Below are 15,453 nucleotides of genomic sequence, written 5' to 3'. Positions count from 1 at the left end.
CACCCTGGTCACGCTACCCGAGCGCCCGACGATCACCGACCGCCGTGGTCGGCGACGATACGGGCAGCGCGGGCGAGGTCGGCACGGATCGCTTGTGCGGCCGGCCACCGGTTCACCGCCAGCACCGGAACACCGATCACCGGCACGGTGAGCGTCGCCTCCGCATGGACATCGGTGCCGCCGTCGGCTCGTTCGTCGAACCGGAGGGTGAGCACCGCGTCGACCGACCGCCAGCCACCGACCTCCCGCCACAAACGGTGAGGTTCGCAGGCCGTGACCTCCAACCGTGGAGACACCCCGGGCACGAGGGTGACGTCGGTCCAACTGGTGCCGACGTCACCCGCCCGGTCGCTGATCACGTGCAGGTCGTCGATGCGTCGCAGACTCGACTGCCACGCAGGCCGATTCCTCGGGTCGGTTAGATAGTCGAACGTGTCCGCGGGCGGCGTCGAGAAGGCGACGACGTCGTCGAGGATCGTGAACCGGGCGGGGGACAGCATCAGCTGATGAGGCCGGCGAGCTGGTTGATCTCCTCGACGGTGCGCGGCGAGACCAGCATCGTGGTGACGCCGGACGACTCCCACACCTTGATCTGCTCGCGCACGTGGTCGAGGTCGCCGACGATGGCCGAGTCCTCGACCACCGCGTCGGGAATGATCTGAGCGGCTTCCTCCTTGCGGTCCGAGCGGAACAGTTTCGTCACCTCGTCGACGACGTCGGAGTACCCCATACGGCGATACACCTCGGCGTGGAAGTTGGTGTCCTCACTGCCCATTCCGCCCATGTACAGCGCGAGGAAGGGCTTGATCGCGGCATAGGTCGCGGCCCGGTCGTCGGTGATGACGATCTGGGCGGTCGCGATGATCTCGAAGTCCTCGCGACTGCGCCGCGCACCGGGCCTGGCGAAACCCTCGTCGAGCCATGCGTTGTAGGTGTCGGCCATGCGCGGTGTGTAGAACAGCGGCAGCCAGCCGTCGGCGATCTCGGCCGCGAGGGCGACGTTCTTGGGTCCCTCGGCGCCGAGCATGACCGGGATGTCGGCACGCAGCGGATGGGTGATCGGCTTGAGCGGCTTGCCCAATCCCGACGCCCCGTCGCCGTTGTACGGCAGGGGATAGTGCGGTCCGGGGCTGGTGACGGGGGCCTCCCGCGCCCAGACCTGACGCATGATGTCGATGTACTCACGCGTGCGGCCCAGCGGCTTGGCGAACTTCTGCCCGTACCAACCCTCGACGACCTGCGGCCCGGACACTCCGAGTCCGACGATGTGCCGGCCGCCGGACAGATGGTCGAGGGTCAGCGCAGCCATCGCGCACGCGGTCGGCGTGCGCGCCGACAACTGCAGCACCGAGGTGCCCAGCCGGACACGGCTCGTCGACGACCCGAGCCACGCCAGCGGTGTGTAGGCATCCGATCCCCACGCTTCGGCGGTGAAGATGGAGTCGAAGCCGGCCCGTTCGGCGGCGGCGACGAGGTCGGCGTGACCGACCGGCGGCTGAGCGGCCCAATATCCGAGTTGCAGACCGAGTTTCATCAGTTGGTCCCTCTGGCGGTCTCGGCGGCGGCCTCGGCCGCGATCTGGTCGAACTGTGCCCCCATCGCCTCGGCGAGAGCCTGGGCGCCCGAGAGCGGCCGGACCATCACCATGAAGTCGTCGATCTTGCCGTTGTCGTCGACGTGGATGAAGTCGCAGCCGGTGACGGCCTTGCCGTTGACGTTCGCCTCGAAGACCAGCGCCGTGTCGCGACCCCCGGCGTCGTTGATCTCCCGGACGTAGCGGAAGTCCTCGAAGACACGCATGACGCCCCGCAGGATGGCCGAGGTGATCGCCTTGCCCGGGTACGGCTTGAACGCGACCGGGCTGGTGAAGACGACGTCGTCGGCGAGCAGGTCTCGCATCGCCTGCTCGTCACGTGCCTCGACGGCCTCTCGGAACTGCTTCATGCATGACCTCCTCGTCCACGGCAGGGGCGCCGTTGTGCGTACTGCTGTGCTCGACGCTAACGGATCCCCGACGCCGCGCGGGAGCCATCAGCACGACGAGCGCCATGGCCAGGACGCCGATGCCCGTCCAGCCGATCGCGGTGATCGGTTCGGACAGGACCGCCACCGCGAGGACGGTGGCAACGGCCGGCTCGATGAGGGTGATGGTGGTGGCGGTCGAACTGTCGATCCGTCCCAGCCCGCGGCTGAACAGCACGTAGCCGAGGAACTGCGGCACGACGACCAGGTACGCGAGGACGACAAGGCTTTCCGGATGATCGATCACCGACGGCACACAGACCGCGACCACCGGCAGCAACAGCACCCCGCCCAGTCCCATCACGCCACCGGCCGACGCCCCGCGGGCGACTCCCTGGTTCATCAGGCGTCGCATCGCCCACGAGAAGCCCGCGTAGGTCGCACCGGCTCCCAAGCCGAGCACGACACCCCAGGCGGAGGCACTGCTGTCGGCGACGGTGTCTCCGTGCGAGGACTCGCTCCGCGACAGCGCAAGAGCGACACTGCCGGCGATGCCCAGGGCACACGCGACGATCCACCGCCTCGTCAACATTCGACCCTCGGCCACCCGCTCGATCACCGCGGAGAACAACGGCGCCGACGCCAGCGACACCACGGTGCCCAGCGCGACGCCGCCGATGCGCATCGAGCCGTAGAAGCACAGCGGGTAGATCATCACGCAGACGCCGCCCGCCAGCACGGTCGGCCACCGCTGCATCAACGACGGCCACGCGGCACGGACCGCGCGGACGTTGATCGCGGCCTGGAGCAACCCTCCGCCGGCCATGGCGATGGCACCGATCGTGACCGCGCTTAGCGCGGGCGCCAGTGCGGCGACCGTCCCCGACGTCCCCCACAGGAACGCGGTGAGCGTCACCGCGAGAATCCCGGCGCGTTCGGCGGCGCGCGGATGCTCGCTCATCTGCGCGCGTCGAGGTGCGCGGGCATCGGATCCCGGGGCAGCGGGTGCCGGGCATAGAACTCGAGATGACGACGAGCCGCGTCCTCCCACGTCAGCGACGCGGCCAGCGCACGGCCGGCCTCGACGCGTGCCGGGTCCGGCGTGAGTGCCTCCGCCAGAGCGTCGGCGAGCTCGGGAACAGTCGACGCATAGGTCACCGTGTCGCCGAACACCTCTCGGAGAATGGGCAACTCTCGGGCCACAACGGGTCGTCCGGCGGCAAGTGCCTCCATCGCGGCCAGCCCGAACCCCTCCTTGACCGACGGGAACGCGAACACCCGGCTCGCGGCGACCAGCGACGGCAGCTCGTCGTCGGGCACGTTGCCGAGGACGATCGGTTCGACGTCGAGCTCGGCACGGCGACGGTCGAATTCAGCGCGGTAGTCCCGATAGTCGAACAAGGTCTCGCCGCCGGCGAAGACAAGCGTCAGCTCCGGATGCCGTTCGCGCAGCAGCGCATACGCGTTCAGCAGGTCGATGCTGCCCTTGCGCGGTTCGACCCCTCCGACGGCGAGCACGTACTCACCGAGTTTCGCTGTCCAGCGATGACGCGCTTCGACCGCTTCGGCGGCTTCCGACCCGGCGTCGGCGAATCTTTGATACGCAACACCATTCGGGATGACGTCGGCGGTCAGTCCCCATCCCTGCTGGACTTCGTCGGCGACCGCCCGCGACACACAGATCCGCGCGTACGGGTTCACGACGGCCTTCTCGTGGCATTCGACGAGGATCGGTGTCGTGAACTGATCGAGGTGGTGGATCGTACGGATACACGTGCCGACGGCGTTGGCGCTGATGCAGTCCTGGGCGTGCACGATGTCGTAGTCGCCGGGGTCGAAGGCGTCGCGCAGGGTGTCGATGGACCGCACGATGCGTTCGGTGATCGTCTCGTTCTCCCGGTCGGCGAACGGCACGAGCCGTAGCGTCACCGTCGGATCCACCGCGCGGAAGAAGCCCTCGTCACCGCCGCGCGCGAGCGACCAGACCGTCACGTCGACGCCGAGTCGAGCCATCGCCTCGGCCAGGTTCAGCGTGTGGACCACGCCCCCACGGGGTTTCGTGGAGTAGGTCAGCAGGGCGACGCGCGGCGAGGGGGAGTCCACACCGGTCATGATAGGTCCGCGATCGACCCGGCCGGCGAGGTCGCGCCGCGATAGGAGTCCGGTCGCAGTTCGGCGAGGTGGTTCAGCACGCGGCGGGCACGGTCGATCTCCGCGTCGACGTCGACGGTCGCGGTGGCCAGACCGCCCTTGGAGCGTGTGGTGGCGAGAATCTCGCCGCCCGGGCCGACGACCTTGGCCTGACCGAGGAACCGCAGCGAGCCCATCACGCCGGTCTGGTTCGACGACACGACGAACACCTGATTCTCGGCGGCGCGGGCGCAGTCGTACAGGTCGAACAATCGCGACTGGCGATCGGCGGGCAGCCGGGCGGCACGGTCGGTCACGCTCGCCGGCCACGCGGACAGGGCAGCGATGATCCGGGCGCCGTCGAGGGCGAGGGTGCGTGCCGATTCCGGAAAGGTCTTGTCGTAATCGATGAGCATGCCGATCCGGCCCACCGGGGTGTCGAAAGCGCGGAACCCGTCCCCGGCCGCGTAGGCCAGGGACTCACCGGCGGGCTGATGGACCTTGCGGTGGGTGCCGAGAGTCCCGTCGCCGGACACGCACACAGCGGTGTTGAAGTGCTTGTCGCCGTCGGCCTCGGTGTAGCCGATGCACACGGTTGTGTCGCCCGCGGCGGCGACGATCGCGGCCAGCTCGGGTCCGTCGGGATCCAGCGCCGGGGGCAGCTCGTCGGGGTCGGGATTCCGCAGGTCGCCGAGATATCCGCCGAGCGTGGCATCGGGGAAGACGAGCAGGTCGACGCCGTCTCGTGCGGCCGCCTCGACGATGCCGACGGCCTTGGACACTCCACGCTCCACGTCGCGGCCGAAGTGCGCGGCGAGAGCACCGAGGGTGACAGTGCTCATGGTCGAACGATACCGGGCGTACCGTCCGGAGAAGGGCTCACGCGAGGTCGGATCACGCGACCCCCAGCCCGGTCACCGTGGAGGCCACCGCAACCGTCACCGCGCCGTCGGGCCACCGCAGCCGCACGCCCGGCTCTGCGGTCAGGCGTCCACAGTCCACGATCGAGACAGTGCTCGGGGCCGGCACATCAGCACGACGACCCGGACGGTCCGCACTGAGCATCGCGTACCCGGGAAAGCACGTCAGCCACGCACCCATCGAGGCCTCGCTCGGGCGCGGCACCGCGGTCACGTCGAGTTCGGCTCCCGTACCCGACGCCTCGGCGAGCATGCCGAGTGTTCCGGCGATCCCGGCCATGCTCACGTCCTTCGCCGACGCCGGTCCAACCTTTGCGAGATGACCAGCCATCGCACACAATTCGTCGCTGCTGCGCGAACTCGTCGAGTCCCACTGCCGGTCGTGATAGCCCGGGCGCCAGGACCCGCCGAGATCGGCGTGCAGGGTGACCGTGTCGCCGACCGCGCCGCCACCGGCACGCAGCGGACGGCCGGTGGTGCCCAATGCCGTCACCGACAGCGCCGACGGCACGCCGACCTGCGTGTGACCCCCGAGAACCGGCGTCCGCCAGGCTCGTGCCGCATCGGCGATGCCACGGATGATGCGCGTCAGATGAGAGGTCGTGGGCGCACCGACGGCGTCGAGCAGTCCGATCGGTCGCGCCCCCATCGCCGACAGGTCGTTGATGTTGACCAGCACCGAACACCAGCCGGCCCATTCCGGGTCGCGTTCGATCATCGACGGGATGATCGCGTCGCAGGCCGCGATCACGTCGGTACCGGGCAGCGGTACGCCGTCGTCGCCGCGGAAGCCCGCGGCCCCGAGTCCGCCGTCTTGTTCGGCGAACGGCGCAAGTGCTTCGGCGAGAACTGCTTTGGTGCCGTCGACGGTGCGCTGGATGCGATGGATCGCCCATCGCATCTCCCGGTGCGCCTGACCGGCGATCACCGGCCCCGCGCCGCAGTCCTCCCAGCCGAGGCGTCGGAACATGCGTGCGTAGCGGTCCTGCACGGTCGCGTCGAAACGCAGTGCGCCCCGCTGCTCGATGTGCGCACACGCCGCCCGCACCAGCGCCGGACCGATCCCGGCTGCGTGCCCGGGGTCGGCGACCACGAGCCGGCTGCCGAACCACCACCCGATGTCCTCGGTGTCCGACGATCCGGGCCACCGCACGGGTGCCACGCGGACTCCGCCGGCGATCGTCCCGTCCGCGAGTGTCGCGACGAGGACCACTGTGCGCGGGTCCTCGTCGGTGTCGTCGAGGTCGGAGTGTGCGAAAAGACCTTGCCTGTCGACGAATTCGTGGTGTCGCATCGCGCGGTAGGCGGCGTGCTCATTGGTGGTGTCGGCAACCGTGATCAGGAAGTCGGGTCGCGCGGCGACGCGGCGTCGACCGGCAAGGATCGAGAGCTCAGCAGGCCTGTGCTCCTTGAGTAGCTCCGGAGCTTGCGGAGCGGAAGACCCCGGCTCCTTGAGTAGCCCCGGAGCTTGCGGAGCGGAAGACCCCGGCTCCTTGAGTAGCCCCGGAGCTTGCGGAGCGGAAGGCCCGTGCTCCTTGAGTAGCCCCGGAGCTTGCGGAGGGTAAGACCCGTGCTCCTTGAGTAGCCCCGGAGCTTGCCGAGCGGAAGGCCCCTGCTCCTTGAGTAGCCCCGGAGCTTGCGGAGGGGAAGACCCCTGCTCCTTGAGTAGCCCCGGAGCTTGCGGAGGGGCGTATCGAAAGGACCTCTCCATCTCAGCCACCCACCGTCGGCAGGATGCTGCATGCGCCACACGCTGCGCACCCGGCCCGCTGATCCACCCCGGCCATCCCGATCAGGGTGAGGTGCCCGGCGACCTCGCGACTGATCTTCTCCACGATGGCCGGGTCGGGTGCCGGCGCATCGTCGACGTCGACGGCGAGCGTCCCCGCATGACGGCGGAACGGCACGATGAACGGGTAGACGCCCATGTCGGCGAGTTCCTTGGCGCCGGCGATCATCTCGTCGGTGCCTTCACCGAGCCCGACGAGCAGGTACGTCGACACCTGATTCCGTCCGAACACGCGCACCGCTTCGGCCCAGGCGGCGCGGTATTCGTCCATCGAGACCGACGACTTACCCGGCATCCACCGGCGCCGCACCTCGTCGTCGAGGGATTCGACGTGGATGCCGATCGCGTCGGCGCCGGCCTCCCGCAGTTCGGTGAGGACCGCGAGGCCGGCGGGCGGTTCGCACTGGACCTGGATCGGCAGATGGGGGACCGCTGCCTTGATCGCACGGACACAGCGTGCGAGATGCCGTGCGCCCCGATCGCGGCCGTTGGTGGTGCCGGTGGTCAAGACCATCTGGGTGATGCCGTCGAGTTCGACTGCGGCGCGGGCGACCTCGGCCAGCTGCTCGGGCTTCTTCACCGCGATCGTGGATCCCGACCGCAGTGATTCCTCGATCGAGCAGAACCGGCACCGGTCCGACTTTTCGTACCGGATGCAGGTCTGCACCACCGTCGTCGCGAGCACGTTACGTCCGTGCAGGCGGGCGATTTTCTCGTAGCTGATGCCGTCGGCGGTCTGGAGGTCGTAGAACCGGGGCCGCCCGATCGCCTCGACCTCGATGCCGACGTCCACCCCGTCGTACAGGACGCGGTCGCCGTCGAAGACGAATGGGCTCTGCGGGTTTCGCGGGATCGCGGCGTGCAGCCCGTCGACCATCAGGTGGCCGTCGTCGCTAGGGCCGGCCCCGCCGGTTCGCTGTACCGGCGGCTCGCCCCGAATCCCGAGCAATGCCAGGTCAACTCGTGTGGATACCGTCATGGGTACTCCTCCTCCCGCTCCCTGAGGAGGCCCGGAGCTTGCGGAGGGCCGTCTCGAAGGGTTGGTGAGACTTCGATCGGATGTGTGGTTGTTGTAATCGCGACGAGCTGGTTCTTGCTCCCTGAGGTGCGAGGAGCGATAGCGACGCCCTTCTCGCTCCCTGAGGTGCGAGGAGCGATAGCGACGGTGCCCGTCCCGCTCCCTGAGGTGCGAGGAGCGATAGCGACGCCCCCCGCTCCCTGAGGTGCGAGGAGCGATAGCGACGAGCCTCGAAGGGCCTGTCCAGGTACACCGCCGGCCCTCGGTGACGCGTCTTCTCGATCGTTGCCACGCAATCCGCCGTAAAACTCGTCCCCGTGAGCACCATCGGAGGGGGCGCTTTCAAGGGGTCTATGCAACAGATGACTCGTCGGATTGTAGTAACCGGTCGAGTTCTTCGGTGGGTGTCTTCCAGTTGTGGCGTTTACGTGGCCGACCGTTGAGTTCGGCTGCGACGTTGGCCAGGATTCCGGGCCCATGCACTGAGAGGTCCGTGCCTTTCGGAAAGTATTGGCGCAGTAGCCCGTTGGTGTTCTCGTTGGTGCCTCGTTGCCAGGGACTGTGTGGATCGCAGAAGTAGATCGGCAAACCGGTCGCTTCGGTGATCTTGGTGTGCAGCGCCATCTCGGATCCTTGGTCCCAGGTCAGCGAACGCTGCATGACCTCGGGAATCTTGGGAATCGCGGCAGTCATCGCCTCTGCCACAGTGGCAGCGGAGTGGTCGTCAGGCAGGTGTAGCAGCATCACGAAGCCGGTGGTGCGCTCGACCAAAGTGCCGATCGCCGATCTGTTTCCCGCACCCATGATCAGGTCGCCTTCCCAGTGCCCAGGGACCGCACGATCGTTCGCCTCGGCTGGCCGTTCGCTGATGTTGACCATGTTCCTGACCGGTCCAGGCCGTGTCGTGCGTCCCTGGGGTATCCGGCGGACGCGGCCGCTGCGCAACGCACGTTTGATCTCCTCACGCAGGCTGCCACGCCCTTGGACGTAGAGCGCTTGGTAGATCGTTTCGTGTGACACCCACATCTCCGGTTCGCTGGGGAAATCGATCCGCAAGCAGTTGCTGATCTGTTCAGGACTATGCCGTTTCCGTAACCGCGAGGCCACCTCGTTCCACAACGCCGTACCCGGCTGCAGTTTCATCACCTTGGGTCGTCGTGCCTTGTTCTCGACCGCAGCTTGGGCGATCACCGCGCGGTACCGTTGGCCCGGATTCGTTCTGCCTCGGTCCAATTCGCGAGTAATGGTCGACCGCGGCCGCCCCAACAACGCCGCGATTCGAGCCGGCCGATAGTGGGCGAGCATCAGTTCTTCGATCCGGCAGCGATCAGTGAAAGTCAACCGGCCACGACCCACCGAGGCCGAGGCCTCGAGATCACGGCGCTCGGTAGCGGGGCGCACCCCTCCACCCTTGCTGAACCAGTCCCGACCCGCCGCTTTCGACACGCCGACCGCCCGCGCAGCAGCAGCCACCGGCATGCCAGACCCGAGTTCGGCCCAGAACTGCTCTTTGACCTCGTCCGATCGCCACTTGGATGACCGCTTCGGCAGCTTCCTACCCGACCGGTGGATCCACCGATACGCGGCGTTGTAGCCGATCCCCGCCTCATGAGCGGCCGAAGCCACCGACTCTCCCCGATCAAACGCCGCGAAGAACCTTTTCTCCACCGACTCCCGGCCCACAATCCGACCACCACGCCTGCCCACACGGGTCTCCCAACATCCTCACAGGACGTTGCACGCACCACTTGAACCCGCGGGGCAGATTGCCCTCGAAAGACCCTGAGGGGGACGAATTTTTCGAGCGCACGGCCCGCTCGAGGCGTTCACCTCGAGATCCGGACCCAACGACTCCGTTTCTCCCGGTCATCTACTGCGCCGCCGCCAACCGCGGTCGGTTTTGGTCCAGAGCACCGACGATGTGCTCGGCCACGTACTGCGCATCCCGGTCGATGCCGAGGAAGCGTCCGGAACCCCAGGTATGCATCCACGGCAACCCGACGAAGCTCAGGCCCGGCACCTCGGTGATCCCACGTGTCTGCATCGGCCGACCACCGCCGTCAAAGGCGCTGGCCTCGATCCACCGGTAGTCGGGCCGGTATCCGATGGCCCAGATGATCGACGTGACACCCTCTGCGGCCAGATCCAGTTCGGCCGGATCCTCCTCCGGAGCCCACACCGGTTCGTACCGTGCGGGTTCCGGCGCGTCGATCCCCAATGAGTCTATGTGGCGGTCGATGTCGGAGCAGATCGAGTTGTAGACGGCGTCGGCCTTGTCCAGCGCGTCGGTGAGCGTCGGCGCGAACCGCAGGGTCGAATCCTTGCCGTCGGTGAGCATGCCATAGAGCTGCATTCCCTCGAGCGCGAAGCGGCGCAGGTCGATGTCGCGGCCACCGCCGCGGCCGGTGACGTAGTGGTTGGTCTTCTCCTGGGCGGCACGGCCTCCCGGATACTCCTGGGTGGGAGTGTCGTAGAGGCCCATGTCCGACAACCACGTCATGCAGTCGCGGCCTCGGTAGAAGCGCGCGACCCGGGGAGCGTTGCCGATGGCCAGATGCACCTGTCGTCCGGCCAGGTGCAGGTCTTCGGCGATCTGGGTGCCCGACTGTCCGGATCCGACGACGAGCACCGACCCCTCGGGCAACTGGTCCGGGTTGAAGTACTCCTCGGAATGGACCTGATGGACGGCCGGGTCGAGTGCCGACGCGAACGGCGGGATCACCGGCAGCGGATAACCGCCGGTCGCGATCACGGCCTGGTCGCAGGTCACCGAGGTGACGCCGCTCGGGCCGTCGAGGGTGACCTCGAACCGGTCCGCACCGAGACGCTGCAGCCGCGTCACCCGGGTGTGTTCGACGAGGGGCGGTTCGAAGGTCTGCAGCCAGCCCTTCAGCCAGGCCACGACCTCATCGCGGGTCATGAATCCGTCGGGGTCGGGGCCGTCGTAGGCGTATCCCGGTAGACGGCAATGCCAGTTCGGCGTTACGAGAGTGAAGTTGTCCCACCGCTTGTCGGCCCACGCGTGGACCGCGGTCTCGGCTTCGACGACGAGGTGTTCCACGCCGGCCTCCCCGAGGTACCAGCTGACCGAGAGACCCGCCTGGCCGCCGCCGATGACGACGACCGGTACGTGTGCCGCAGATGTGTTCGCGCTCATGAGTCCTCCTCAGTGCTGAGCGGCACGGCGCCCTCGGTGCTGGTTGAGCCGGGTCGGAGTGATGGGTCGCGCCTGTCCTCGCTGCTGGTTGAGCCGGGTCGGAGTGATGAGTCGCGCCTGTCCCCACCGCTGGTTGAGCCGGGTCGGAGCGAAGCAATGCCCGTGTCCCCGCCGATGGTTGAGCCGGGTCGGAGCGAAGCGACGCCCCGCGTCGAAACCTCCGAGCCCGGCAACGGCGGGTACATCGAGACGACCTCGACCTCCGCCGAATCCGGATGTCGTGCAGCATCACTGGCGATCGCCTCGGCGGACTCGGCCGCCGACGTGCACGCGAAACCGTATTTGGCGCGCACCCGTGCGCTGGCCTCCTCGAGGGCGAGGGTCGCTCGCGACCGGAAGTCGTCGACGCGGTAGGTGCCCGGCGCGAGGTGGTCGTGCAGGACGAGGCTGGGGGAGTAGTACTGGCGGGACAGGCCGTCGGGCCACCGCACCTGGACGGTCATCTCAGGCATGGGCGAGGTCCCGCCACGCGAGGTCGTCGGCGTTCTCCGGTTCGGTGAGCAGTCCGTACACCTCGGGCCGCCGGTCCCGCAGGTGGAACATGCCGGCGCGCATCGCAGTGAAGCTCTCGCCGATGTTCACCTCGGCGACCGCGAGACCGCTGCCGAGAAGCGTTGTGTCGAGGACATTGCCGCCGGGGTCGACGATCTTGGCGTTGCCCACATACCGCAACGACCCGAACGCCCCGCTTTGGTTCGACGCCACCCAGAAGACCTGGTTCTCCAGGGCGCGGGCGGTGTCGAAGAGGTTGAATCGGTAGGTCCATCGGTCGTCTTGGAGGTTCTCGGCGGTCGCGGTGCGGGCGGCCGGCCACGCCGACAGGCTGGCGATGATCTCCGCGCCCTTGAGTGCCATGATCCGAGCAGCCTCGGGAAACGCTTTGTCATAACAGATTTGGAGGCCGACCCGTCCGACTGGGGTGTCGAAGACCCCGTACCCGTCACCGGACGAGTACGACATGTTCTCGCCGAGCGGCTGGTGGACCTTGCGGTAGCTGCCGTAGATCCGGTGGCCGTCGAGAACGGCCGCCGCGTTGTAGCGGGTCTCGCCGTCCTCGCCGAGTTCGCAGAACCCGATCGCCACCACCAGGTCTCCGACGATGGACTGCACCCGCGCGATCTCGGGTCCGTCGAGGGAGATCGCCGGTGGCAGCGACCGTGCACTGTTCTTACGGGTGTCGCCGTGGTTGCCCAGCGACGACAGGTATCCGCCGATCGCCGCCTCCGGGAAGACCAGGAAGTCGACGCCGCGGGCCCGCGCCTCGACGACATACTGTTCGATCGTCGCGTAGTTCTGTTCGAGATCGCGGGTGAAGTTCGCCGCGACGGATCCGATGATGGTCATAGGATGTCCCAGGGTTGGTGATGCGAAAAGTGTTGTGGCCTAGACCATGTACGTCGAGTTGATGATCGCGCCCTTGCGCGCGTAGTGGATGATCGCGTCCTGGACGTCGAGCGGATGCGCCGGGATGACACCCTCGATGAGGTCCTCTTCGCGACCGCCGTGCAGTGCGAGGCCGAAGCGGCAGCAGAACACGGTGCCGCCTTCGGAGATGAAGGTCTCGAGGGCGTTGTTGATGTTCTGCTCACCCGGGAAGCCGGAGTCGCCGGTGGTCGGAAAGCCCCGCGTGGCAAGGCAATTGATGGCGCCGGGGCCGTAGAAGTACATGGCCGACTCAAATCCCTTGCGCAGCGCGCGGGTTGCCTGCAGGACCGCGACGAACGACACCGACGACTCGTGCGCGATGCCGTGCACCAGGGTGAAGTAGGTTTCGCCGTCCTCGGCCTGGTAGTCCGGGAAGATCTTGGTGCCGCCGTAGATGTTGGACCCCTTCGGAAGTGAGGGGTGCGGGATCTCCGCGAGCGATGCGGCGATGTTCTCGGTGATGGTTTCGTCGAAAGAGGGCACAAGGACTCCTGGAGTGGCGAGACGACGGCGCGCGGCGCCTCGGCGCGTGTGAAAGGCGGATCGGGCATCGTTGCCCAAGAGCAGCAGATCGGAAGACTTCGATCACATCGAGTAGCTGAACGCTACGAGAACCAGTTCACCGGTCATCGATTACCGGGTGGTTACCGCTGGAATAAATGGATGGCCGATCTACGAAACACGACGCGCGCCGCAGCCGGCCGCGCGTCGGCTCGACGAGACAGAGCGCGGGTCCGCCAATAAAAAGGTCCGACGAACCGGTCGGGTCGGGGGTCTGACCGGTTCATCGGACGTAAGTCAGCATATCCTCTGCGTCTCGCCAGGTCGAGCGAGGGATCCGCAATTCTGTGACCTGTTTCTCACGGATTCCCGACGAATCCGACCCTTACGGCACCGTAACCATCCGTCGACGTCGCCCATCCTGGCGACACACCCCACCGTCGGCCGATCCGTGTGACGTTGTGCCCCGCTCTGCTGGCCGAGTAGTGGCGACTGTCCCTGCTGGCCGAAGTGTAACTTCTGCTGGCCGTGTAGCGGCGACCGTCCCTGCTGGCCGAGTAGCGCCGACCGAGCAGAGCGAGGACGCCGCGTATCGAGGTCGCGCCGCGTGTCACCACCGCCGCAGAACTTCCAGGCGCAAGCATGTACCCATGCTGACCGCCCTCCTCTACGGACTCATCACCGCGGTACCCATCGCGATCGGCGCTGCGATTGGTCTCCGCTGGGATCTGCCGTCGCGAGTCCTGGCCACACTGATGGCTTTCGGCGCGGGCACGATGATCGCGGCGGTCTCCACGGAACTGTTCGTCCCGGCCTTCAAACAGGCGGGTATCGGACTCGCGGGTGCGGCGCTGTTCCTCGGTACCGCGGTGTACGTCGTCGCCGACCACCTCGTCGAGACCAGACTCGGTTCACGCGCGATCGGTCCGGCGCTGATGCTGGGTGTCTTCCTCGACGGCGTCCCGGAGAACACCGCGCTTGGTGTGTCGCTCACGGCCGGCGGCTCGCTGGTCCTGGTGGTGGCGATCGCCGTCGGCAACGTCCCGGAGGCGGTGAGCGGGGCGTCGTTGATGAGACGCGAACACGACATGTCTCCGCGGTACGCGCTCGTGATGTGGGTGGTGACCGCCGCGATCCTCGTCGCGGTGACGGTCGGTGGCTACGCGGTCGCCGACGCCGTCTCGCCGACCGCGATCAGCATCGTCCAGGCTTTCGCCGGTGGTGCGACCCTCGGTGTCCTCGCCACCGGCCTGATGCCCGAGGCCTACCGCGAAGGCGGCTGGTGGGTGGGCCTGGCCACCGCGGCCGGCTTCCTGCTTGCGTTCGTCCTGGGCTGAGCCGACGACCTCAGTGCGTCTGCGTCGCCTCCGGGTCGCTGGCCACGTTGCCTTGGGCGAGATCGTGCAGCGCTCGGAAGACCTTCTTCGACGCTTCGGCCCACGGCATGAGGATCGGGAACACATGGAACATCCCCGGTTCCTCGATCGCGTGCGTGGGCACCTCGGAGTCCTCCAACCGTGCTGCGAATTCACGGATCCCGTCGCGGAACATCTCGTCGCCACCCCAGCAGACGAAGGTCGGTGGGAACCACTCCGGATCCGGGTCGGCGTTGATCACCGACACGCGTGCGTCGTTCGGCTGCACTCCGTGCAGGTAGGGCGTCACCGGGATGTTCCACGGCAGCACGTCGTACTGGGCGTTCTCGGTGATCGACGGGTGGTCGAGGTCGAGGTCGATCTCGGGGGAGAACAACGCGAGCGCACCGGGCTTGGGCAGTCCCTTCGCGTGCAGATGCGCCACGAGCGACGCTGCGAGCCCACCGCCCCCTGAGTCCCCGGCGACGATGATGTGTTCGGGGGTCACGCCCCGTCCCAGGAGGGCCTGGTAGACGTCCGCGGCGTCGAGAACTCCTGCAGGGAACGGGAATTCGGGTGCCATCCGGTAGTCGGCGATGAACACCTCGAAGCCGGTGATCCGCACCAGCGACGACGCGAACGCCGAGTACATGATCGGCGACGTCCCGATGTACCCACCGCCGTGCAGGTACAGGATCGTCGCCCCGATCTCCTGCTTCTCCTCGTCCTCGTCGACGTAGGCGTCCGTACTCGCCTTCGCACGACACCACAGACCCGGAACGCCGCCGATGGTGTCCTGGGTCAGTTCGACGCCGTCGGTCAACTCCACGAACGGCGGCATCACGACCCGGCAGATCTGGTCGAGGATCTTCTCCATCGAGCGGAACTCCTCGATCGGCAGACCCATCGAATAACCCATGAACGCGCGGATCGACTGGCGTGTGACAGCCTGCCCGACGTTGTCGAGCAGGCCCGCCGGCCCCGACCACGGCTTCTTGAACGGCACGCGCGCGAGCCCGCCGAGCATGCTCTGCGCCAGCCCGACGACGGCCAGCGTCGTCAACGGTCCGGATGCGGTCTCGACCTCGGGACGATCAGCCATCACCATGACGCTCAGCGTAGCGACGCTCACGCGG

The 15,453-nt window shown here is 67.5% G+C and carries 15 protein-coding genes; 1 reads left to right on the top strand and 14 read right to left on the bottom strand.

Going from position 1 to position 15,453, the window contains the following annotated elements; genetic code table 11:
- Positions 1-32: 32 nt before the first annotated feature.
- The 13 genes from IHQ52_RS15300 to IHQ52_RS15240 all read right to left on the bottom strand — a co-directional run bounded on the left by IHQ52_RS15300 (position 33) and on the right by IHQ52_RS15240 (position 12,944).
- Positions 33-500, bottom strand: a complete 468-nt coding sequence (locus IHQ52_RS15300; RefSeq protein WP_024498021.1) for an SRPBCC family protein — start codon at positions 498-500, stop codon at positions 33-35.
- Positions 500-1,534, bottom strand: a complete 1,035-nt coding sequence (locus tag IHQ52_RS15295) for an LLM class F420-dependent oxidoreductase (protein ID WP_024498020.1) — start codon at positions 1,532-1,534, stop codon at positions 500-502. Before IHQ52_RS15295 ends, IHQ52_RS15300 begins: the two co-directional genes overlap by 1 nt.
- Positions 1,534-1,944 carry a nuclear transport factor 2 family protein gene (locus tag IHQ52_RS15290; RefSeq protein WP_024498019.1) on the bottom strand — a complete coding sequence of 137 codons (411 nt, stop codon included), beginning with the start codon at positions 1,942-1,944 and terminating at the stop codon, positions 1,534-1,536. Before IHQ52_RS15290 ends, IHQ52_RS15295 begins: the two co-directional genes overlap by 1 nt.
- On the bottom strand, positions 1,910-2,923 hold the full coding sequence (locus tag IHQ52_RS15285; RefSeq protein ID WP_024498018.1) for a DMT family transporter: 1,014 nt from the start codon (positions 2,921-2,923) through the stop codon (positions 1,910-1,912). The genes IHQ52_RS15290 and IHQ52_RS15285 overlap by 35 nt, the downstream gene beginning before the upstream one ends.
- On the bottom strand, positions 2,920-4,074 hold the full coding sequence (locus IHQ52_RS15280; protein WP_035760313.1) for an MSMEG_0565 family glycosyltransferase: 1,155 nt from the start codon (positions 4,072-4,074) through the stop codon (positions 2,920-2,922). Before IHQ52_RS15280 ends, IHQ52_RS15285 begins: the two co-directional genes overlap by 4 nt.
- Entirely contained in the window at positions 4,071-4,934 is an 864-nt protein-coding gene (locus tag IHQ52_RS15275) for a carbon-nitrogen hydrolase family protein (protein ID WP_024498016.1), read from the bottom strand. Before IHQ52_RS15275 ends, IHQ52_RS15280 begins: the two co-directional genes overlap by 4 nt.
- A gap of 52 nt (positions 4,935-4,986) precedes the next feature.
- Entirely contained in the window at positions 4,987-6,723 is a 1,737-nt protein-coding gene (locus tag IHQ52_RS15270; RefSeq protein ID WP_024498015.1) for an MSMEG_0567/sll0787 family protein, read from the bottom strand.
- A gap of 1 nt (position 6,724) precedes the next feature.
- Complete coding sequence (locus tag IHQ52_RS15265) at positions 6,725-7,780, bottom strand: MSMEG_0568 family radical SAM protein (RefSeq protein WP_024498014.1); 1,056 nt, start codon at positions 7,778-7,780, stop codon at positions 6,725-6,727.
- Positions 7,781-8,170: 390 nt separating this feature from the next.
- The gene (locus tag IHQ52_RS15260) at positions 8,171-9,298 is read right to left on the bottom strand and encodes an IS30 family transposase (protein WP_159405873.1); all 1,128 of its coding nucleotides are present in this window, start codon (positions 9,296-9,298) and stop codon (positions 8,171-8,173) included.
- 391 nt (positions 9,299-9,689) lie between these two features.
- Positions 9,690-10,976, bottom strand: a complete 1,287-nt coding sequence (locus tag IHQ52_RS15255; protein ID WP_024498013.1) for an MSMEG_0569 family flavin-dependent oxidoreductase — start codon at positions 10,974-10,976, stop codon at positions 9,690-9,692.
- Positions 10,973-11,488, bottom strand: a complete 516-nt coding sequence (locus IHQ52_RS15250; protein ID WP_024498012.1) for an MSMEG_0570 family nitrogen starvation response protein — start codon at positions 11,486-11,488, stop codon at positions 10,973-10,975. The genes IHQ52_RS15255 and IHQ52_RS15250 overlap by 4 nt, the downstream gene beginning before the upstream one ends.
- Positions 11,481-12,380: a carbon-nitrogen hydrolase family protein gene (locus tag IHQ52_RS15245; RefSeq protein ID WP_024498011.1), complete on the bottom strand. Its 900-nt coding sequence runs from the start codon at positions 12,378-12,380 to the stop codon at positions 11,481-11,483. Before IHQ52_RS15245 ends, IHQ52_RS15250 begins: the two co-directional genes overlap by 8 nt.
- A gap of 39 nt (positions 12,381-12,419) precedes the next feature.
- Positions 12,420-12,944: an MSMEG_0572/Sll0783 family nitrogen starvation response protein gene (locus IHQ52_RS15240; RefSeq protein WP_005195025.1), complete on the bottom strand. Its 525-nt coding sequence runs from the start codon at positions 12,942-12,944 to the stop codon at positions 12,420-12,422.
- Between the two features lie 668 nt (positions 12,945-13,612).
- Here IHQ52_RS15240 and IHQ52_RS15235 point away from each other — a divergent pair.
- Complete coding sequence (locus IHQ52_RS15235; RefSeq protein WP_024498010.1) at positions 13,613-14,299, top strand: ZIP family metal transporter; 687 nt, start codon at positions 13,613-13,615, stop codon at positions 14,297-14,299.
- A gap of 10 nt (positions 14,300-14,309) precedes the next feature.
- Here IHQ52_RS15235 and IHQ52_RS15230 read toward each other — a convergent pair whose 3' ends face one another.
- A complete protein-coding gene (locus tag IHQ52_RS15230; protein WP_024498009.1) occupies positions 14,310-15,425 on the bottom strand; it encodes an alpha/beta hydrolase in 1,116 nt (371 codons plus the stop codon).
- Between the last annotated feature and the right edge of the window lie 28 nt (positions 15,426-15,453).

The organism is Gordonia amicalis (assembly GCF_022059885.1).
GTDB lineage: Bacteria > Actinomycetota > Actinomycetes > Mycobacteriales > Mycobacteriaceae > Gordonia > Gordonia amicalis.
This window is presented reverse-complemented; position numbering and strand designations above follow the sequence as displayed.